At 64.8% G+C, this 16,876-nt stretch carries 18 protein-coding genes; 6 read left to right on the forward strand and 12 right to left on the reverse strand.

Going from position 1 to position 16,876, the window contains the following annotated elements; genetic code table 11:
- Positions 1-51 precede the first annotated feature (51 nt).
- The gene (gene mutL / locus LB533_RS09590) at positions 52-1,941 is read left to right on the forward strand and encodes a DNA mismatch repair endonuclease MutL (protein WP_224677154.1); all 1,890 of its coding nucleotides are present in this window, start codon (positions 52-54) and stop codon (positions 1,939-1,941) included.
- A 122-nt stretch (positions 1,942-2,063) separates the two neighbouring features.
- Here the strand turns inward: mutL and LB533_RS09595 are convergent, their stop codons facing one another.
- The gene (locus LB533_RS09595; protein WP_224677081.1) at positions 2,064-2,957 is read right to left on the reverse strand and encodes a DMT family transporter; all 894 of its coding nucleotides are present in this window, start codon (positions 2,955-2,957) and stop codon (positions 2,064-2,066) included.
- 90 nt (positions 2,958-3,047) lie between these two features.
- Between LB533_RS09595 and LB533_RS09600 the strand changes: the two genes are divergently transcribed.
- Positions 3,048-3,974: a LysR family transcriptional regulator gene (locus LB533_RS09600; protein ID WP_140637731.1), complete on the forward strand. Its 927-nt coding sequence runs from the start codon at positions 3,048-3,050 to the stop codon at positions 3,972-3,974.
- Between the two features lie 3 nt (positions 3,975-3,977).
- Here LB533_RS09600 and LB533_RS09605 read toward each other — a convergent pair whose 3' ends face one another.
- Positions 3,978-4,535 (reverse strand): hypothetical protein, encoded by a 558-nt coding sequence (locus LB533_RS09605; RefSeq protein ID WP_210239849.1) that lies wholly within the window; start codon positions 4,533-4,535, stop codon positions 3,978-3,980.
- Between the two features lie 157 nt (positions 4,536-4,692).
- Here LB533_RS09605 and LB533_RS09610 point away from each other — a divergent pair, with 157 nt between their 5' ends.
- Entirely contained in the window at positions 4,693-4,926 is a 234-nt protein-coding gene (locus LB533_RS09610; protein WP_140494196.1) for a DUF2093 domain-containing protein, read from the forward strand.
- Here LB533_RS09610 and lpxK read toward each other — a convergent pair.
- The 6 genes from lpxK to LB533_RS09640 all read right to left on the reverse strand — a co-directional run bounded on the left by lpxK (position 4,923) and on the right by LB533_RS09640 (position 10,515).
- Positions 4,923-5,948 (reverse strand): tetraacyldisaccharide 4'-kinase, encoded by a 1,026-nt coding sequence (gene lpxK / locus LB533_RS09615; RefSeq protein ID WP_140637729.1) that lies wholly within the window; start codon positions 5,946-5,948, stop codon positions 4,923-4,925. The genes LB533_RS09610 and lpxK overlap by 4 nt on opposite strands.
- A 1-nt stretch (position 5,949) precedes the next feature.
- Positions 5,950-7,266, reverse strand: a complete 1,317-nt coding sequence (gene waaA, locus LB533_RS09620; protein ID WP_140637728.1) for a lipid IV(A) 3-deoxy-D-manno-octulosonic acid transferase — start codon at positions 7,264-7,266, stop codon at positions 5,950-5,952.
- The gene (locus LB533_RS09625; RefSeq protein WP_140637727.1) at positions 7,263-8,054 is read right to left on the reverse strand and encodes a lysophospholipid acyltransferase family protein; all 792 of its coding nucleotides are present in this window, start codon (positions 8,052-8,054) and stop codon (positions 7,263-7,265) included. Before LB533_RS09625 ends, waaA begins: the two co-directional genes overlap by 4 nt.
- Positions 8,055-8,059: 5 nt before the next feature.
- Complete coding sequence (locus LB533_RS09630) at positions 8,060-8,305, reverse strand: DUF4170 domain-containing protein (protein WP_140494203.1); 246 nt, start codon at positions 8,303-8,305, stop codon at positions 8,060-8,062.
- A gap of 76 nt (positions 8,306-8,381) precedes the next feature.
- The gene (locus LB533_RS09635) at positions 8,382-9,185 is read right to left on the reverse strand and encodes a 3'(2'),5'-bisphosphate nucleotidase CysQ (RefSeq protein ID WP_140637726.1); all 804 of its coding nucleotides are present in this window, start codon (positions 9,183-9,185) and stop codon (positions 8,382-8,384) included.
- A complete protein-coding gene (locus LB533_RS09640) occupies positions 9,172-10,515 on the reverse strand; it encodes a TldD/PmbA family protein (protein ID WP_224556793.1) in 1,344 nt (447 codons plus the stop codon). The genes LB533_RS09635 and LB533_RS09640 overlap by 14 nt, the downstream gene beginning before the upstream one ends.
- A 157-nt stretch (positions 10,516-10,672) precedes the next feature.
- On the opposite strand from LB533_RS09640, the gene LB533_RS09645 reads away from it, so the two are divergent.
- Positions 10,673-11,089, forward strand: coding sequence for a VOC family protein (locus LB533_RS09645; protein ID WP_140637724.1), 417 nt, complete (start codon positions 10,673-10,675; stop codon positions 11,087-11,089).
- 26 nt (positions 11,090-11,115) lie between these two features.
- Here the strand turns inward: LB533_RS09645 and epmA are convergent, their stop codons facing one another.
- Positions 11,116-12,162, reverse strand: coding sequence for an EF-P lysine aminoacylase EpmA (gene epmA, locus LB533_RS09650; RefSeq protein ID WP_140637723.1), 1,047 nt, complete (start codon positions 12,160-12,162; stop codon positions 11,116-11,118).
- Between the two features lie 123 nt (positions 12,163-12,285).
- On the opposite strand from epmA, the gene efp reads away from it, so the two are divergent.
- Positions 12,286-12,855: an elongation factor P gene (efp, locus tag LB533_RS09655; protein WP_140637722.1), complete on the forward strand. Its 570-nt coding sequence runs from the start codon at positions 12,286-12,288 to the stop codon at positions 12,853-12,855.
- Between the two features lie 22 nt (positions 12,856-12,877).
- Here efp and LB533_RS09660 read toward each other — a convergent pair whose 3' ends face one another.
- A complete protein-coding gene (locus tag LB533_RS09660; protein WP_140637721.1) occupies positions 12,878-13,777 on the reverse strand; it encodes an HNH endonuclease in 900 nt (299 codons plus the stop codon).
- Between the two features lie 216 nt (positions 13,778-13,993).
- Between LB533_RS09660 and LB533_RS09665 the strand changes: the two genes are divergently transcribed.
- Positions 13,994-14,536, forward strand: coding sequence for a dihydrofolate reductase family protein (locus tag LB533_RS09665; RefSeq protein ID WP_140637720.1), 543 nt, complete (start codon positions 13,994-13,996; stop codon positions 14,534-14,536).
- A 97-nt stretch (positions 14,537-14,633) separates the two neighbouring features.
- Here LB533_RS09665 and LB533_RS09670 read toward each other — a convergent pair whose 3' ends face one another.
- Complete coding sequence (locus LB533_RS09670) at positions 14,634-15,503, reverse strand: patatin-like phospholipase family protein (RefSeq protein ID WP_140637719.1); 870 nt, start codon at positions 15,501-15,503, stop codon at positions 14,634-14,636.
- Positions 15,500-16,876, reverse strand: a complete 1,377-nt coding sequence (locus LB533_RS09675; RefSeq protein WP_140637718.1) for a M16 family metallopeptidase — start codon at positions 16,874-16,876, stop codon at positions 15,500-15,502. The genes LB533_RS09670 and LB533_RS09675 overlap by 4 nt, the downstream gene beginning before the upstream one ends.

The raw sequence follows: 16,876 nt of genomic DNA on the forward strand, positions 1-16,876 counted from the left end.
CGCCGTACTTCACCCTCGCCCGCTCGGCACGAATCCGCCTATACTGTCACCATGCCCATACGCCAGCTTTCCGAAACGATGATCAACCAGATCGCCGCCGGCGAAGTCATCGAGCGTCCGGCAAGCGTGGTGAAGGAACTGGTCGAGAACGCGCTTGATGCCGGTGCGGGAAAGGTCGAGGTCGTCACGTCGGGCGGCGGGTTGAACCTGATCCGTGTCACCGATGACGGCTTCGGCATCCCCGAAAAGGAGCTTTCGCTGGCAATCGCACGCCATTGCACCTCCAAGCTCGCCGAAGACATCCACGACATCCGCTCGCTCGGCTTTCGCGGCGAGGCGCTGCCGTCGATCGGCTCGGTGTCGCGGCTGTCGATCCGCTCGCGCACGGCGGCAAGCGACAGCGCCGCCGAGATCGGCATCGAGGGCGGCAGGATCTCGCCCGTCAGGCCGGCGGCGGCCAATCGCGGCACCACGGTGGAGGTGCGCGACCTTTTCTTCGCCACCCCGGCAAGGCTGAAATTCATGAAAGGCGAGCGCGCCGAAAGCTCGGCGACCAGCGACGTGGTCAAGCGCATCGCGATCGCCTTTCCGACCGTTCGCTTCACGCTCACCGGTTCCGACCGCTCGACGCTGGAATTGCCGGCGACCGATGACAGCGCGGAAGGCAGCCTGCGCCGCATCGCCCAGGTGATGGGGGCCGAGTTTCCCGACAATTCCATTGCCATCGATGCGATGCGCGAAGGCGTGCGCCTGACCGGTCATGTGTCGATCCCCTCCTTCACCCGCGCCAACGCGTTGCAGCAATATGCCTATGTCAATGGCCGGCCGGTGCGCGACAAGCTGGTCGCCGGCGCTATCAGAGGCGCCTTCGCCGACGTCCTGCCACGCGACCGCCATGCGGTCACTGTGCTTTTCCTGACGCTCGACCCGGCGATCGTCGACGTCAATGTCCACCCGGCCAAGGCCGATGTTCGCTTCCGCGACCCCGGCCTGGTGCGCGGGCTGATCGTCGGCGCCATCCGCCAGGCGCTTGCCGGAGCCGGCATCCGCGCCGCCACTTCCGGTGCCGCCGGCATGATGGCGGCGTTCCGGCCGGGAGCGGCGTCATATGCCCATGGCGGCCCGGCCAATGGCCACCGCAGCTACGAAGCGGCCTACCACGCCTCGGGCTCTGCCGGTTTCGACCCCGCACGCTCGCCGCAACGGCCACTCGACATGGAGTTCCAGGGTTCAGGATTCGAACGCGCGAGTAGAGCAAACGGCGGGTTCGGCGAAAACGAGCAGGCGGCGTTCGATGCCGGCCCGATCGCCAGCGCCGACGCCCGGGCAGGACAGGGCGAAGTGGCGGAGACGCTGCTTGGCACGGTGCTCGGTGCGGCACGGGCGCAGGTGCATGAGAACTACATCGTCGCCCAGACCAGGGACTCACTCGTCATCGTCGACCAGCACGCCGCGCATGAGCGGCTGGTCTATGAGGCGTTGAAGAACGCGCTGCACGCGCGCGCCGTGCCGTCGCAGATGCTGCTTCTGCCGGAGATCGTCGACCTGCCTGAAGAGGATGCCGAGCGGCTTGCCTTGCATTCCGAAACGCTCGCTCGCTTCGGGCTCGGCATCGAGCGTTTCGGGCCGGGCGCCGTGGCCGTGCGCGAGACGCCCTCGATGCTCGGCGAGACCAATGTCCAGCAATTGGTGCGAGACCTCGCAGACGAGATCGCCGACAACGACACCGTCGACACGCTGAAGGAAAGGCTGGACAAAATCGCGGCGACCATGGCCTGCCATGGTTCGGTGCGTTCCGGCCGCCTGCTCAAGCCCGAGGAGATGAACGCGCTGCTGCGCCAGATGGAGGCCACGCCCGGCTCCGGCACCTGCAACCACGGTCGCCCGACCTATATCGAACTCAAGCTGGCGGATATCGAAAGGCTGTTCGGGCGGCGGTGAAGGCTGCCTGCGAGGTTTGCCGGTGCAGCCCCCACCTCGCTGCTTCGCAGCGGGCGGGGGTCCGAAAAGAGCCGCTTCCAAGCGGCTCTTCTCGAATCAAGAAGTGACCCCAACCCCCTGATTCATCTCTTCAAATTCACCACGATGACGCCCCCCAGCGCCAGCGCGCCGCCAAGCAGGCCGAGCAGCGTCGGGACTTCGCCCAGCCAGAAGAAGCCGATCAGGGCGGACATGGGAGAGACCAGATAAAGGAAGTTCGAGGCACGCGCCGCAGGCAGGCGCGAAAGCGCCGTCGCCCAGGCGGCATAGGCGATCAGGCTCGGCACGACGCCGAGATAGATGACCGCGCCCAGCCCCGCCGTGTCGGCGACCGCCGCCTGCGAAAAAGCTGACGGCAGGAAGGGCGCCAGGCAGAGCGCGCCGAGCACCATGTTCGAGGCCGCGATGGTCAGTGGATGGTGGCGGGCAAACAGCGGCTTCTGGACGATGGTGTTGACGGCCGAACAGAGCGCCGATCCCAGAACCAGAAGTGCACCCGTGTCGAAATGCAGGCCCTGTCCGTCGGCCATCGCGATAATGCCGATGCCGCTGAAGGAAATGGCGGTGCCGACCCAGGCCATCGTCGAGAATCGTTCGCCGAGCAGCGCCATCGCCATGATGGCGGTGAAGATCGGGCTGACATTGATGATGAAGCCGGCAGCGCCGGCCGAAACCGTCAGCTCGCCGAAATTGAGCATGGCGGTGTAGAGCGCCACGAAAACGGCGCCGCCAAAGGCCAGGCGCCACAACTCGCCTATGCGCGGCAGCGTCGGCCGTCTGACGGCGAGGAAGATCGCCGCAGGTACCGCGGCGATGGCAAAGCGCAGGGCGCCGAGTTCGAGCGGCCCGAAAGCGGCGAGACCAGCCCGGATAGCCGGAAAGGCCGAGGCCCAGCCAATCACCGTCAGCGCCACCGCTACGGCCGCGGTGGTGTCCATCCGCTGTGCTGGATTCAACGTGCTCGTCATTGCCCTCACATCGTCCTCCCGTTCTTTCGCCTCTCGATTGGGACAAAACCCCTTTTCGGGCCGATTGACAAACGACCAAATCAAGGGTCAGCTGTGACTATGGATCACAGCTTAGACGGCATCTTGCCGCTTGAGACCCTGCGCGCCTTCGATGCAGCGGCACGCACGGGGAGTTTTTCGGCCGCCGCGCAGAGGCTCAACCTTACCCATGGCGCTGTCAGCCGGCAGATCGCCAAGCTGGAGGGCTGGCTTGGCCTGAAGGTTTTCGAACGCGGGGCGCGTGGCGTGACGCTGACGAACGAAGGCAATCGCCTGCATCTGAGGACCACCGAAGCCTTCGCGTTGATCTCGGTCAATTCGGATCGTTGGGTTGAACCGCGCGGCACCGCAGTGGTGCGGCTGGCCTCGATCCCCTCGGTGAGCGGCCTGTGGCTGATGCCGCGCATGGCGGCGCTTGAGAACGATCCCACCCGCCTGCGCATCGTGCTGGATGTCGACAACCGCCAGGCCGATCTCGCCGACGAAGGCATCGATCTGTCGGTGCGTTGCGGACGCGGCCGCATCCCGGGCCGCGTTTCGATGCAGTTGTTCGAGGAGTATCTGTTTCCGATCGCCTCGCCGAGTCTCGCGCCGGAGATCGGCGGCGGCGACCCGGCCCGGCTGCTCAAATTCCCGCTGATCAACGATTCCGATGCATCCGGCTGGCGCGCCTGGTTCGCCGCGCGGGACATGGACTACCGGCCGCGCCCGCAGGATCGCCGCTTCGAAGACTACAATCTGGTGCTCGATGCCGCGGCGTACGGCCTGGGCATCGCGCTGGCACGCCCGCCGCTCACCGAACACCAGATACGGTCGGGGCGCGTCGTGGCCGTCGACGACCGCGTTGTGCTCAACCCCGTTTCCTACTGGCTCGATCGTCCTGCCGGGAGGCCCCGCGCCGCTGCCGCCGACCTGTCGCGCCGCATCGCGGCGCAGGCGGGGGTGTCGGCAGAAAGGATCGAACACTTCATCGAAGCCGACACGTAGGTTTCACCGAATGGCCAGCCAGGCAAATGCAATGAGCGCGGCAACCAGCAGGCCCGTTGCGATGGGGCCGATGCCGACCACGCCTTGTTCGCGTTTTCCTGGGGCGGCGTCATTTGGCTGGCCGGTCACGCGCCCCGGCACCACATTGTCGGCTGACGCCTTTTGCACGACGGATACCCGCGGTGAGATGAACGCCAGCCACGAGGGCGGCGTGGGCCGGGCAGCGCCACCGTCTTCGGGTCTTGTGACGATCACTGGCACGCCGCGCTGAGCCTCGTCACCTGGCGACGCCTGCTTGCGCGCCGAAATCTCGGAGACGGTCTTTCCGGCGGTGTCCATATCCGGCTCCATGGCCGCCTGGTAGGCCCGTACGATCTGCGGTGCGGCCAATTGCTGCGACGTCTCGGCTGACGCGGGCGGCAAGGCCGCCAGCGTTTCCACGGCCGGTTGCGGGCGCAAGGCCGGCAGCGGCGGTCGCAAGGCCACCTTGACCAGCGCTGCCTTGAGCGCATCGGGTTTCGCCGACGGCGCCGCCTGCGGCGTCATCGCCTCCTTGAGCAAGGAAGCCAGCCGAGCGGAAGAAATGTCCATCATGTCCCCACCAATGGTACTCTTCGGCTCATCAAATAGGATATCAGCATTGCCTCGAGCTTGTCCCATGCTTGACCTTGCCGGCAATTTGTGGCGATGAACTCGGCATGAAGCTCGGCACCACAGCATGATGAACCGTTTCGAAGGCCCAGGCGGCAAGGAAGCCCGTATCCGCTATCTCGACGGCGACTTCCAGGTGACGAGCCCCGGCGCGTTCGTGCGCTGCGCCGTGACCGGCGAAAGCATTCCGCTCGACGAGCTGAAATACTGGAGCGTCGAGAGGCAGGAGCCCTACATCAACGCCGCGGCCTCATTGCGCCGCGAGATCGAGGCGCACCCGGAATTGCGCAAGCGAAGCTAACGCTTAAGCTTACGCTGGCGCCAGGCATCGAGTGTCTCCTCGATGATGCGTTCGGGAACGTGGTCGAGCTCGAAGACCGCGTCGATTTCCAGCACGTCGAGACGATCGAGAAAGTCCTTCGAAGCGCCATGGCGCAGCCGGGCGGCGTCCTTGGCGGTGGTGATGAGGCCGAGCCCTTCGGCGCGCGCGTTGGCCGCCAGTTCGGCAAGCTCATCCTCGGCATAGAAATGATGATCCGGAAACGGCCGCTTCAAAGCCACCTCGCCACCGGCCTCCTCTACCGTGTCGAAGAATTTTTCGGGATGGCCGATGCCGGCGAAGGCAAGATAGCGTTTGCCGGCGAGGCGTCCCTTGCCGCTCGGCTCGGTGTGAGCCTCGAAGATCGGCCGGCCGGCGCGCGCCGCCTGGCGCACCACCGCGTCAGCGGCGGTGCCGTGACCCATCTTCAACAACCCGCTGGTGAAGACCAGTTGATCGACGACCCTGGCCCTGAGCGGTCCGCCCGGGATGACACGGCCGTTGCCGATGCCGTAGCGCGCATCGACGACGACCAGCGCATAGTCGATATGGATGCGAGCGCTCTGGAAGCCATCATCCATGATCAGGAAATCGCAGCCATGATTTTCCATGAGCAGCCGGGCTCCGGCGGCGCGGTGCGGCGTCACTGCCACGGGCGCGTGTTCGGCCAGCAGCAGCGGCTCGTCCCCGACATGCCTGGCGCTGTCGTGTTTGATGTCGACGATATGCGGCTCGGCGAAGGAGCCGCCATGGCCGCGCGACAGGAAACCGGGTTTGAGCCGCATGCGCCTGGCGTGTTCGGCCATGGCGATCGCCACCGGCGTCTTGCCCGTCCCGCCGACGGTGAAATTGCCGATGCACAGAACCGGCGCTTCGATCTTCTCGCGCCTGGCCCGCCGCATGCCACGGCCGGCAACAAATGCATAGGCGGCCGACAGCGGCGACAGCGCGAAAACGCGCCAGTCCGGCTCCTCCCACCAGAATGGTGGTGCTTCGGAGGCCATCTTAGCGCCCGTTCGCGCCCTTCAGGCGCGCCTTGACGACCAGTGGCTGGATATAGGGCTCAAGCGATTTCAGCGTGCACGCCAGCGCGCCACGCATCTCATCGACGGTCGCGGCGCCGGCCGCCATCATCTCGTGGCGCGCCACTTCGTTGGTGAGCAGGAAGTTGACGGCACCGGCCAGCATGTCGCGGTCGCGCACCAACTTGGCGCCGCCGCTGTCGAGCAGGCGCTGATAGGCCTCGCGGAAATTCTGCACGTTGCGCCCGGCAAGGACCGCCGTCTCGAGCATGGCCGGTTCGAGCGGGTTCTGGCCGCCTTCGGAGGTGAGCGAACGGCCGACAAAGGCGATCTCGGTCATCCTGAGATAGAGCCCCATCTCGCCGATCGTATCGCCGAGCAGGATGTCGACGTCGGGCCCGATCCTGTCGGCCTTGCTGCGCCGCGCGACCTTGAGGCCCATGCCGGAAATCTGCTCGGCCAAGGCCTCCGCGCGGTCAGGATGGCGCGGGACGACGATCGTGACCAGGCCGTGGTGACGCTTGTGCAGCATCGCATGAACCTCGGCGGCAACCACTTCCTCGCCGTCATGGGTCGAGATCGCCGCCCAGGTCGGACGGCCGCCGATCTGCCGTTGCAAGGTGGCCAGCGTCCGTTCGTCGACCGGCGGCGGGTTCGTGTCGACCTTGAGATTGCCGGAGACGGTTACCGGGCGGGCGCCGAGCGCGCGGAAACGTTCGCCATCGACATCGGACTGGGCAACGACATGGGCAAGATTCTCGAACAGCGCCTCGGCGATGTTGGGGCGCTTCTTCCAGGACGTGAAGGAGCGGTCGGACAGCCTGCCATTGACGAGAACCTGCGGCACGTGGCGGGCGCCAAGCTCGAGAATCGTCATCGGCCAGATCTCGGATTCGGCGATGATCGCCAGATCCGGCTTCCAGTGGTCGAGGAAACGGCTGACCGCCGGCTTGAGGTCGAGTGGCACATATTGGTGGATGATGCGGTCGCCCAATCTCTCGTCGGCGACCTTGGCCGACGTCACGGTGCCGGTCGTCAGCACGATGTTGACGCCGTAGTCGAGTATGCTCTCGACCAGGGGAACGACAGCTATGGTTTCGCCGACGCTCGCGGCATGGATCCAGATAACAGGCCCATCGGGGCGAGGCCGGCCGGCGACGCCGTAGCGTTCGCGGCGGCGATTGCGGTCTTCCTTGCCGCGCGAGGTGCGCCAGGCAACATAGGGTCCGACCAGCGGATAGGCGACAGCGCCCGCCAAACGATATGCCGACAACATGGTGCGCGCCCAGCGACCGCTCATCGCGGGGCATCCACGAGACGGTAGGCCTCGGCGGTCGCGGCATTGAGCGAGGCCGTCACTTCGAGGCGCTTGCGCTCCATTTCGGCGTCATCGGCATTGGCCGGCACGAAAACCGGTGTACCGATGATGATGGACGAGCGGCCGAACGGCAGGTTGATGGTCGTCTTGTCCCAGCTCTTCTCCAGCACCTTGCGGCGGCTGGTGGCAATGGCCGCCGGCAGAATCGGCCGGCCGGAGAGCCGCGCCAGGAGCACGATGCCGAGCCCCGCATCGCGCGGCGTGCCATGGGGGATGTCAGCGATCATGGCGACGTTCTTGCCGGCGACGAGCGACTTTTTCAGGGCGATCAGCGCCTTGGCGCCGCCCTTGTCGAGATGTTTGGCATTATCGCGCCCGCCGGACCCGCGTACGGCCTCGATGCCGAATCTCTCGATCATCAGGGCGTTGAGTTCGGCATCGGCGCTTCGCGACACCATGGCGACCAGCGGCCTGCCCTTGGGGTAGTAGGCCGGCGTCAACAGATGCTGGCCGTGCCAAAGCGCAATGATGCCGGGCTCGAACTGGGCATAGGCACCGCCGGTCAATTTCGCCGAGCCGTCGACAACGCGGTTGGTCAGGCGCACCAGCCGAACGAACTGCGCCAACAGGCCGACAATAATGTTCTTGACGAATCGCGACTGCGCCAGCGGCTTGCGGACCCTGCGCCAGAAGGCCTTGGTGGCGCGGCTGCGGCCCCTGCCCGTTGGCGTAGCCTGGCCGGGCGGCGCTTTCGCCAGATCATTGTCCATCGAAGTCAACCGACAGCCTTGTGGTCGGGGTCCAGGAGCCGATGCAGGTGCACGACGAAATAACGCATATGGGCATTGTCCACGCTGGCCTGCGCCTTGGCTTTCCATGCCGTATGGGCGGATTGATAGTCGGGATAGATGCCGACGATGTCGAGCGCGTCGAGATCGCGGAATTCGGTGCCGCCAAGCTTCTTCAGTTCGCCGCCGAACACCAGGTGCAAAAGCTGTTTCTTTCCGTCTTCCGCGGCCATTTCGGTCCTTCACATATTGTGAGTTTGTGACAGGTCTAGACCAAAGCCGCCGACTTTGGAACCTTCGATAATGCTTTCAATCATCCAGTCCGGCAATGACACCCACGAGCACCGCCAGCAGTTCACCGCTGCCGGCGGCGAGCGCGCCGTGGCGGGTCACCTCGCCGGCATAGAGCGGCGCGCGGCCATGCGGGTCGAGCAACTGGCCGCCCGCCTCGCGCAGGATAAGGTCGGCGGCGGCGATATCCCAGTCGTGCGCGTTGGGCTTGACGAAAGTGGCGTCGAGCGTGCCGTTGGCGATCATTGCCAGGCGGTAGGCAAGCGAAGGACTGTAGGGCGCCCGCTTCAACCGTTCCTGCCAGCCGGCCGGTATCCTGTCGAGCAACTGCTTCAACCCGGAAATTTCGGCCTTGTCGCCGGGCTGGCGCACCGCGATGCGGCTGCCGTTGCGGAACGCGCCCTGGCCAGGCAGCGCCCAGTAAGTCTCGTTGAGCGCCGGACATTCGAGCACGCCGGCAAGCGAGCGGCCATGCTCGACAACCGCAACGCTGACGCACCAGGTGCGCTGGCCTTCCAGGAAGCCGCGCGTGCCGTCGATCGGATCAACGACAAAGGTTCGGCGCGCCGAAAGCCGCACTGGATCGTCGACCGTCTCCTCGGACAGCCAGCCATAATCCGGTCGCGCCGCAAGCAGGGTCTGGCGAAGATACGCATCGGCGGCGTGATCGGCCTCGCTGACTGGCGAGCTGCCGCCTTTCATCCAGACTTGCGGACTGTTGCCGAAGTAGCGCATCGCGATGGCGCCCGCCTCGCGGGCAGCATCGCGCAGCAGCGGCAGATCCTCCGTGGCGCCGGTCGTGGTCAGATCATGCTCCGGCAAGGGTCATGCCTTCGATCAGCAGCGTGGGGGCAGCGGTGCCGAAATTGCGATCGAGGTCGCTTGCCGGCACCATGTTGAGGAACATCGTCTTCAGGTTGGAGGCGATCGTGACTTCGGCCACGGGATAGGCAAGCTGGCCGTTGTCGATCCAAAACCCGGAAGCGCCGCGGCTGTATTCGCCGGTCACCATGTCGACACCTTGCCCGAACACCTCGGTGACGTAGAAGCCGGTCTTGAGCGACGCAATCAGTTCTTCCGGCGAGCGCTCACCCGGCTCGATGGCAAGATTGGTCGAAGACGGCGAGACGGAGGAGCCGCTGCGCGAACCGCGTCCATTGGTGACGAGACCCAGTTCCCGCGCCGCCGAGGTCGACAGGAACCAGTGGTTGAGCACGCCGTTCTCGACCATCAAAAGTTTGTCGCCTTCGACGCCTTCGCCGTCGAACGGACGCGAGGCCTGGCCGCGCCGCCTCAGCGGCTCGTCGGTGACGGTAATGGCCGATGCAGCCACCTTTTTGCCCATCATGTCGCGCAGGAACGACGTCCTACGTGCGACGGCAGCGCCGTTGATGGCACCCGCGAGATGGCCGGCAATGCCGCGCGCCACGCGCGGATCGAACACCACGTCGACCGGGCCGGTCGCGGCCTTGCGCGCGCCGAGGCGGCGCACGGCGCGCTCCCCGGCCTTGCGGCCTATGTCTTCCGGCGCATCCAGGTCGGCAAAATGCTGGCGCGAGGAGAATTCATAATCGCGTTCCATGCCGGTACCCTCGCCGGCGATGACGCTCGTGGAGCGCGAGAAGCGCGAGGCGACATAATGGCCGAGGAAGCCGTGCGAGGTGGCCAATACCAGCCCTCCGAGCCCCGCGCTGGCATTGCTGCCCGCCGAATTGGTCACGCCTTTGACGGCCAGGGCCGCCGCTTCCGCGGCCAGCGCCGCTTCCTTCAATTGGTCGGCCGATACTTCTGTTGCATCGAACAGGTCGAGATCGCGCGTCTGCCTGGCCAGCAGCGCCGGATCCGCGAGGCCCTGGTTGGGATCTTCGGGAGAGACCCTGGCCATGGCGACGGCACGTTCGGCAAGCGCCTTCGGGTCGGACGCGGCAGTCGCGGAAACGCTTGCCACCCGCTGGCCGACAAAGACACGCAGCGAAACGTCGTCGCCTTCCGACGCCTCGGTGTTTTCGACCTTGCCCAGCCGCACCGACACACCGGTCGAGCGGCCACGCACCGCGACGGCATCCGCGGCATCGGCGCCAGCTTTTTTGGCAGCCTCGACCAGGGCCGCGACGCGGTCGGTCAATCTTGATGCGTCCGATATATCGCTCATGCGCGTGATCCTGCTGTTGCGGCTGGCCCGAGAGCCGCCGTCCCCCATCTATTGTTCCGGTCCGGCTTGTGCAATGGCACAAGCTTCAATCAAAATGCATCGGTTCAGCCGCGCATCACGAAGCGCGGCACCGCATCGCCAGCACGGAGCTTTTCCAATGACGCCTTTCCATCTTGCCTTCCCGATCCGTGATCTCGATGAAACACGCGCTTTCTATGGCGAGGTGCTGGGTTGCGCCATCGGCCGCTCTTCGGAGACCTGGGTCGATTTCGACCTATTCGGCCATCAGATGTCGGCGCATCTGCGGCCACGGGCCGCGCCGGCCGCCAGTGACGGGAAGGTCGACGGCATGGCGGTGCCGATCCCGCATTTCGGCGCCGTGCTTTTGATGGACGACTGGCAGCGGCTTGCCGCGCGGCTGGAAGCACGCGCCGACATAGACTGGCTGGAGCGGCCGATGATCCGCTTCAAGGGAGAGCCCGGCGAACAGGCGACGCTGTTCATCCGCGACCCCTCGGGCAATGCTTTGGAATTCAAGGGTTTTCGTTCGCTGGAGCAGATTTTCGCGCATTGAGACGGCGCGAGCCGCAGCGCTGGGGCTCAAGACCCGGCAACAGGCGTCCAGATCACATCCTCGATTTTTTGCGCGCCCGTGGCTAGCATGGCCAGCCGGTCGAAGCCGAGCGCGATGCCACTGGCCTGTGGCATGACCGCAAGTGCCGCGAGAAAATCCTCGTCCAGCGGATAGCGCTCGCCATAGACTCGCTCTTTCTCGTCCATTTCCATGATGAAGCGCCGGCGCTGCTCTTCGGCGTCCGTCAACTCGCCAAAGCCGTTGGCGAGTTCGACGCCGCAGCAATAGAGCTCGAAGCGCTCGGCAACGCGGAGGTCGCGTGGGCTCGGTCGCGCCAGGGCCGCCTCGGCGACCGGATACTCGCACAGGATGGTCGCGCGGCCGATACCGAGATTGGGCTCGATCTTTTCCACCATCACCCGGCTGAACAGGTCGGCCCAGCCGTCGTCGGGCGCGGTACGCAGGCCGGCACCGGTCAAGGCTTGATGGAGCGAATCGCGGTCGGTACCCCCATCGGCGTTCACCGTCGCAAGCAGATCGATCCCGGCATGGCGGGCGAAGGCGTCCGCCACCGTCAGCCGTTCCGGCTCCGCGAAAGGATCGCAGTCGCGGCCGCGAAAGCTGAAACGCGTGGCCCCTGCCCTTGTCGCGGCCAGCGCCAGCAGATCCGCGCAATCCCGCATCAGGGTCTCATAGGTTTCGCCGACCCTGTACCATTCGAGCATGGTGAATTCGGGATGGTGCAAAGGGCCACACTCGCGGTTGCGATAGACCGGGCCGAAGCTGAAGATCCTGGTCTCGCCGGCGGCGAGCAGCTTCTTGCAGGCGAATTCCGGCGACGTGTGCAGATAGAGCGGCTTGCGCTGCCCGTCCGGCGCGACCGCCTCCGTGGCGAAGGCCGCCAGATGCGCCTCGTTGCCGGGCGATATCTGCAGGGCCGATGCCTGCACCTCGACGAAATCGCGGCGGGCGAACCAATCGCGCAAGGCGGCGGCAAGGCCGTTGCGCAGCATCAGGCGCGGGCGGCGATCGGCATGCACATGCGGCGTCCACCAGGGGGAAGCGGCGGTCATGGGCGGTTTGAAGGCGGGCTGGTTCGCGTTGGGGGCTGGCGGTTCGCGCCGAGATGCGCTAGGCCCCCATCCAGCGCCGCGCAAGCCGGCAAACGCCCGTCAACTCTCGCAGGATAAAAAACCGTGGTGAAAGTCATCGCCAGTTCGCTCCGCAAAGGCAATGTCGTCGACAAGGACGGCAAGCTTTATGTGATCCTCTTTGCCGAAAACATCCACCCAGGCAAGGGCACGCCCGTGACGCAGCTCGACATGCGCCGCATTGGCGACGGGGTGAAGGTTTCGGAGCGCTACCGCACCACCGAACAGGTGGAGCGCGCCTATGTCGAGGAGCGCGAGCACACCTTCCTCTACGCGGATGGCGAAGGTTATCACTTCATGAATCCGGAAACCTACGACCAGGTGGCGGTACCGGAAAGCGTCGTCGGCGACGCGGCGCCCTATCTCCAGGAAGGCATGCCGGTTCAGGTCTCCCAGTTCAACGGCATCGCAATCGCGCTGGTGCTGCCGCAGCGCGCCACTTTCGAGGTGGTGGAGACCGAGCCGACGACCAAGGGCCAGACGGCGTCGTCGTCCTACAAGCCGGCTGTGCTCTCCAACGGGGTGCGCACCACTGTGCCGCCGCACATCGCGCCGGGGACCCGCGTGGTGGTGATGACGGCCGATGGATCCTATGTGGAGCGGGCGAAGGACTGAGGGGACGGGCGTCAGCGGAGCATTACTGCTTAAAACAGTTTTCGCGATGCCATTGCAGGAAACGGGGATGCGGCCGCTCGAACGGCCGGCCCGGCGGAAGTGCTCGCCGAGTCTTGTTTATGAATGACTGCACGCTTCCGGGGTCATTGACCTGCCTCGATATCAGGATTTCCAGGTCATCGGATAAGCTGATCAATCCGCGATCGAACATCCAATGCGCGGTACCGGACAGTGCGATCCCGTTATTGATGACATCGGGTCCGTTCGCTTCGACCGACCGAATATGAGCGGCTGAAACCTCTGCTCGGCCGCCGCCATTTATCAACTTGAGTCCCGTAATCGCGCACCGCTCGTCATAGGCGCGCAAGACGATACGGCGGAAAATACGATCTCGTACGATTCGCGATCCGATGTAGCTCACGCGGTCACGGCTCTGCTCGAATTCAAATGGCGCCTGCACATCCTGAAAGCCGGCGGATGGATCGGCCTTATCCAAGCGTGGCAGCAACATCTCATTTGTGTCCAGGCCCAAATCGATGATGCGGTTGAAGTCGGCTGCACTAAGCGGGCGCACGGCAGATTGCGCACGACCGGAAATCCGCCCCTCGGGGTTGAGCAATGCTCGCTCCATGAGACCATCAGGTCCGTTAAATGGAACAGGATTGACGAAATCGAGGTAACTCCCGGGCTCAATCAGAGCGAGATACATGTCGGGTGCCACAGGATCGGAAATGACCTTCTGGACTTTCGCTACAGCGTAGTAACCCCGAGTATCGTTCACTTTGCTAGGTTCGTAGTAAATGATCCAGCTGCCGACACATTCTTCAACGCGGCGCAGATACGGGCGAGGAAACTGGTATTGCTCTGCGGGGCGGTCGTTGTATCGCGAATCCGAGCGGTGAATGAAGACGCCGAATCCCATGATCTTCCTGCGAGGCGTTCTTAAGAACAATTGCTTCAGACGCAGTACCAAAATCCGATCTTGGGGGCTTAGTCCAGGCCCGTCGTACTTTTCCCACGATATCGATCTTTCCTAAACGCGCTTAGATCCATCCTCTGAAGGGCGTTGCGATATTTTTCCCAAGCGTGTCGCAGAAAGCTGGCGCGGCACGTCCTCTGAGCGGAGAAGGAGAACGCCATGAGAAAGCTTATCGTCACCGAATTCATCAGCGTCGATGGCATTGCCGAGGTCGAGAAGCTGCCCGGCGTCACCTGGAACGACGAGATGGACAGGTTCAAGGAGGACGAGCTTACCGACAGCGGCGCCATGCTTTTGGGGCGCACGACCTACGAGATTTTCGCCGGCTCGTGGCCGAGCGAAACCGGAGACTTCGCCGACCGGTTCAACGCGCTGCCTAAATATGTCGCGTCCAGCAGTTTGAAGGTGCTCGACTGGAAACCGGCCGAGCTGCTCAGGGGGCCGCTGCCGGAGGCGGTCAGGACACTGAAGCAAGGTAGCGGCGGCAACATCTATGTGCATGGCAGCCTCAGCGTCGCGCAGGAACTGTTGCGCCATGGTCTGGTCGACCGCGTCAGGCTGCTGAGCTACCCCGGCACCGTCGGCCAGGGCAAAAAGCTGTTTCCGGCCGGCGATCCGGTGTCGCTTGAGTTGATTTACGCCAAGCCATTCAGCAACGGCGTGGTGGCGCTGGAGTATGCGCCGGTGCTGGCGAAATCGTGAACGGTTAGAGTGCCCTTCTTCCAGAGAGGACTGGAGGGCGCCGGGCTTTCGGGATCAAAGCTATAGCGGTGACGTGAGGCAACCTATGGACCTCGCGTCACCCGGTCTGCTTTTCCCGTCTTTGCTCGACGGCAGCACTTTCCCTAGCCTCCACAACCCTCTCCACCTCGCGCTTCAATTGGTCCTTGATATCGGCGGTCTCGGTCATCAGGACCTCGATCTTCAGGAAGTCGAGCACGCGGTATTTGGACACCGCCGGGCGGATCAGGATATCGGGCTGGCACTGCTTCAGCTTGTTGGCGATGATCGACTGCATCATCAGTTGCGTGGCGCCGAACATCAGGTCGACGGAGGTCGGCCGCCTGCGGTCGGCCTCTTCCGGCGCGCCGACCACGTCGACGCCGATGATGATGTCGGCATCCTCCTCGATCAGGTCGAAGGGCACGGGGTTGTAGATGCCGCCGTCGATCAGCAGCCGGCCGTCGCGCATCACCGGGCCGAACACGGCAGGAATGGCCGCTGAAGCTGCGAGCGCCGAATGCAGGTCGCCTTCGGCGAACACGGCCAGCTTGTGGCCGAAATAGTCCGTCGCCGTCACCTTCAGCGGGATTTTCAGCTCGGCGAAGGTTTCTGGAATGGCTTCGGGCAGGAATGCCTTGAGGATGCGTTCGACATTGAACTGGCTGACGCGGATGCCGGCCTGCATGGCCTCGGCGATGGTGCCGGGCCGCGCCCGCCACATGCGGCTCGCCACCTCGGCGCGACGGCCGAGGATCGAGCGGGCATAATCATGAATGTCCTTGCCGGTCATGCCTGAGGCCATACCGGCGCCCATGATGGCGCCGATCGACGAGCCGGCGATTGCGACCGGACTGATGCCCAGTTCGTCCAGCGCCTCGATAACATGGATGTGCGCCAGACCGCGCGCGCCGCCGCCGCCAAAGGCGATGCCGAAGGTGAGGCTCATCCCTTATTGGCTCCGGCCAAGGGCGGTCCGACGACCATAATGGTCGGCTCGGCCGACAAAAGCTTCTTCGCCGCGGCCTTGACCTGGTCGAGCGTCACTGCGTTGATGAGGCCGGTGCGGCGCTGAATGTAATCGACGCCGAGGTCGTCGAGCTGCAGCTCGACCAGGGTCGCGGCGATGGCGCTGGAGGAGTCCAGGTTGCTGATGGCGTAGGCGCCGATCAGGTATTTCTTGGTTGCCGCCAGTTCCTCCTCGGTAGGGCCGTCCTCGGCAAGCCGCCTGACCACGTCGCGCACGATGCCGAGGGTTTCGGCGGCGCGGTCCGAGCGCGTGCCGGTGGTGACGATCAGCGCGTCGGCATGGTCCTGGTTGATGAGCGAGGAGTTGACACTGTAGGCCAGCCCGCGCTTCTCGCGCACCTCCTGGAACAGGCGCGAGGTGAAGGTGCCACCGCCGAGGATCTCATTCATCAGAACCGTGGGGAAGAAATCCGCCGCCTTGCGTTTCACGCCAGGCCAGGCGAGCTGCAGCGAGGTCTGCGGCAGGTCGTAGTCGACCTCGACATGCTGCGCCAGATTTGGCTTGACGTCGGCGACCGGAGCTAGCGTCTGGTTCTGCGGCAGGTCGCCGAACACCATGTCCAGTTTCTTCTTCAGCGTTTCCGGGTCGATGGCGCCGACCACCGCGACATGCAGCCCGCTCCGCGCGAAGACCGCCTTGTGCAGCGCCTTCAAATCGTCCCGCGTGATGGCGGCGATGCTCTGCCTGGTGCCCTGGTCGGAGCGCGAATAGGGATGATCGCCATAGAGCGCGCGCGCCCATCTGTCCTGCGCGATCGTGTCGGGGTCGTTCTCTCCGGCGATGATGCCGGACAGGATCTGAGCGCCGATGCGATCGATCGGCGCCTGGTCGAAACGCGGCTCGTTGACCGCCAGCCGCAGCAGGTCGAACGCCTCGTCTCGCTGCTCGGCCAACATGCGCATGGAACCGTAGATGCCGTCGCGGGTCTCCTCGAAGCTCATCTCGGCGCCGGCGTCGTCGAGCTTCACCTGGAAAGCGTCGCTGTCCAGAGGGCCTGCGCCTTCGTCGAACAGACCGGTCATCAGATTGGCCAGCCCCTCCTTGCCCGGCGGATCCTGCGTCGAGCCGCCCCCAAAGACAAAACGGACGGCCACCATCGGCACCGAATAGTCTTCGACCAGCCAGGCGGTGACGCCCTTGGGCGAGGTGACCTGCTGGATGTCCATGGCGCGGGCGGCAAGCGCCGGCAGGACAAGGAAGAAGATGGTGAGGAGCAAAGTGACAAGCGCAGCGCGTGCCTTCCTTTCTCCCCTTGTGGGAGAAGGGAGAGAGCCGTGGTGCTCGCTATTCAT

Source organism: Mesorhizobium sp. BR1-1-13, from assembly GCF_020165515.1.
In the GTDB taxonomy this organism is placed as follows: Bacteria; Pseudomonadota; Alphaproteobacteria; order Rhizobiales; family Rhizobiaceae; genus Mesorhizobium.

Coding starts and splice junctions, on each gene's coding strand:
- mutL (WP_224677154.1), top strand. CDS start 52: ATGCCCATACGCCAGCTTTCCGAAACGATGATCAACCAGATCGCCGCC.
- LB533_RS09600 (WP_140637731.1), top strand. CDS start 3,048: ATGGATCACAGCTTAGACGGCATCTTGCCGCTTGAGACCCTGCGCGCC.
- LB533_RS09610 (WP_140494196.1), top strand. CDS start 4,693: ATGATGAACCGTTTCGAAGGCCCAGGCGGCAAGGAAGCCCGTATCCGC.
- lpxK (WP_140637729.1), bottom strand. CDS start 5,948: ATGGCCTCCGAAGCACCACCATTCTGGTGGGAGGAGCCGGACTGGCGC.
- waaA (WP_140637728.1), bottom strand. CDS start 7,266: ATGAGCGGTCGCTGGGCGCGCACCATGTTGTCGGCATATCGTTTGGCG.
- LB533_RS09625 (WP_140637727.1), bottom strand. CDS start 8,054: ATGGACAATGATCTGGCGAAAGCGCCGCCCGGCCAGGCTACGCCAACG.
- LB533_RS09630 (WP_140494203.1), bottom strand. CDS start 8,305: ATGGCCGCGGAAGACGGAAAGAAACAGCTTTTGCACCTGGTGTTCGGC.
- LB533_RS09640 (WP_224556793.1), bottom strand. CDS start 10,515: ATGAGCGATATATCGGACGCATCAAGATTGACCGACCGCGTCGCGGCC.
- LB533_RS09645 (WP_140637724.1), top strand. CDS start 10,673: ATGACGCCTTTCCATCTTGCCTTCCCGATCCGTGATCTCGATGAAACA.
- epmA (WP_140637723.1), bottom strand. CDS start 12,162: ATGACCGCCGCTTCCCCCTGGTGGACGCCGCATGTGCATGCCGATCGC.
- LB533_RS09660 (WP_140637721.1), bottom strand. CDS start 13,777: ATGGGATTCGGCGTCTTCATTCACCGCTCGGATTCGCGATACAACGAC.
- LB533_RS09665 (WP_140637720.1), top strand. CDS start 13,994: ATGAGAAAGCTTATCGTCACCGAATTCATCAGCGTCGATGGCATTGCC.
- LB533_RS09670 (WP_140637719.1), bottom strand. CDS start 15,503: ATGAGCCTCACCTTCGGCATCGCCTTTGGCGGCGGCGGCGCGCGCGGT.
- LB533_RS09675 (WP_140637718.1), bottom strand. CDS start 16,876: ATGAATAGCGAGCACCACGGCTCTCTCCCTTCTCCCACAAGGGGAGAA.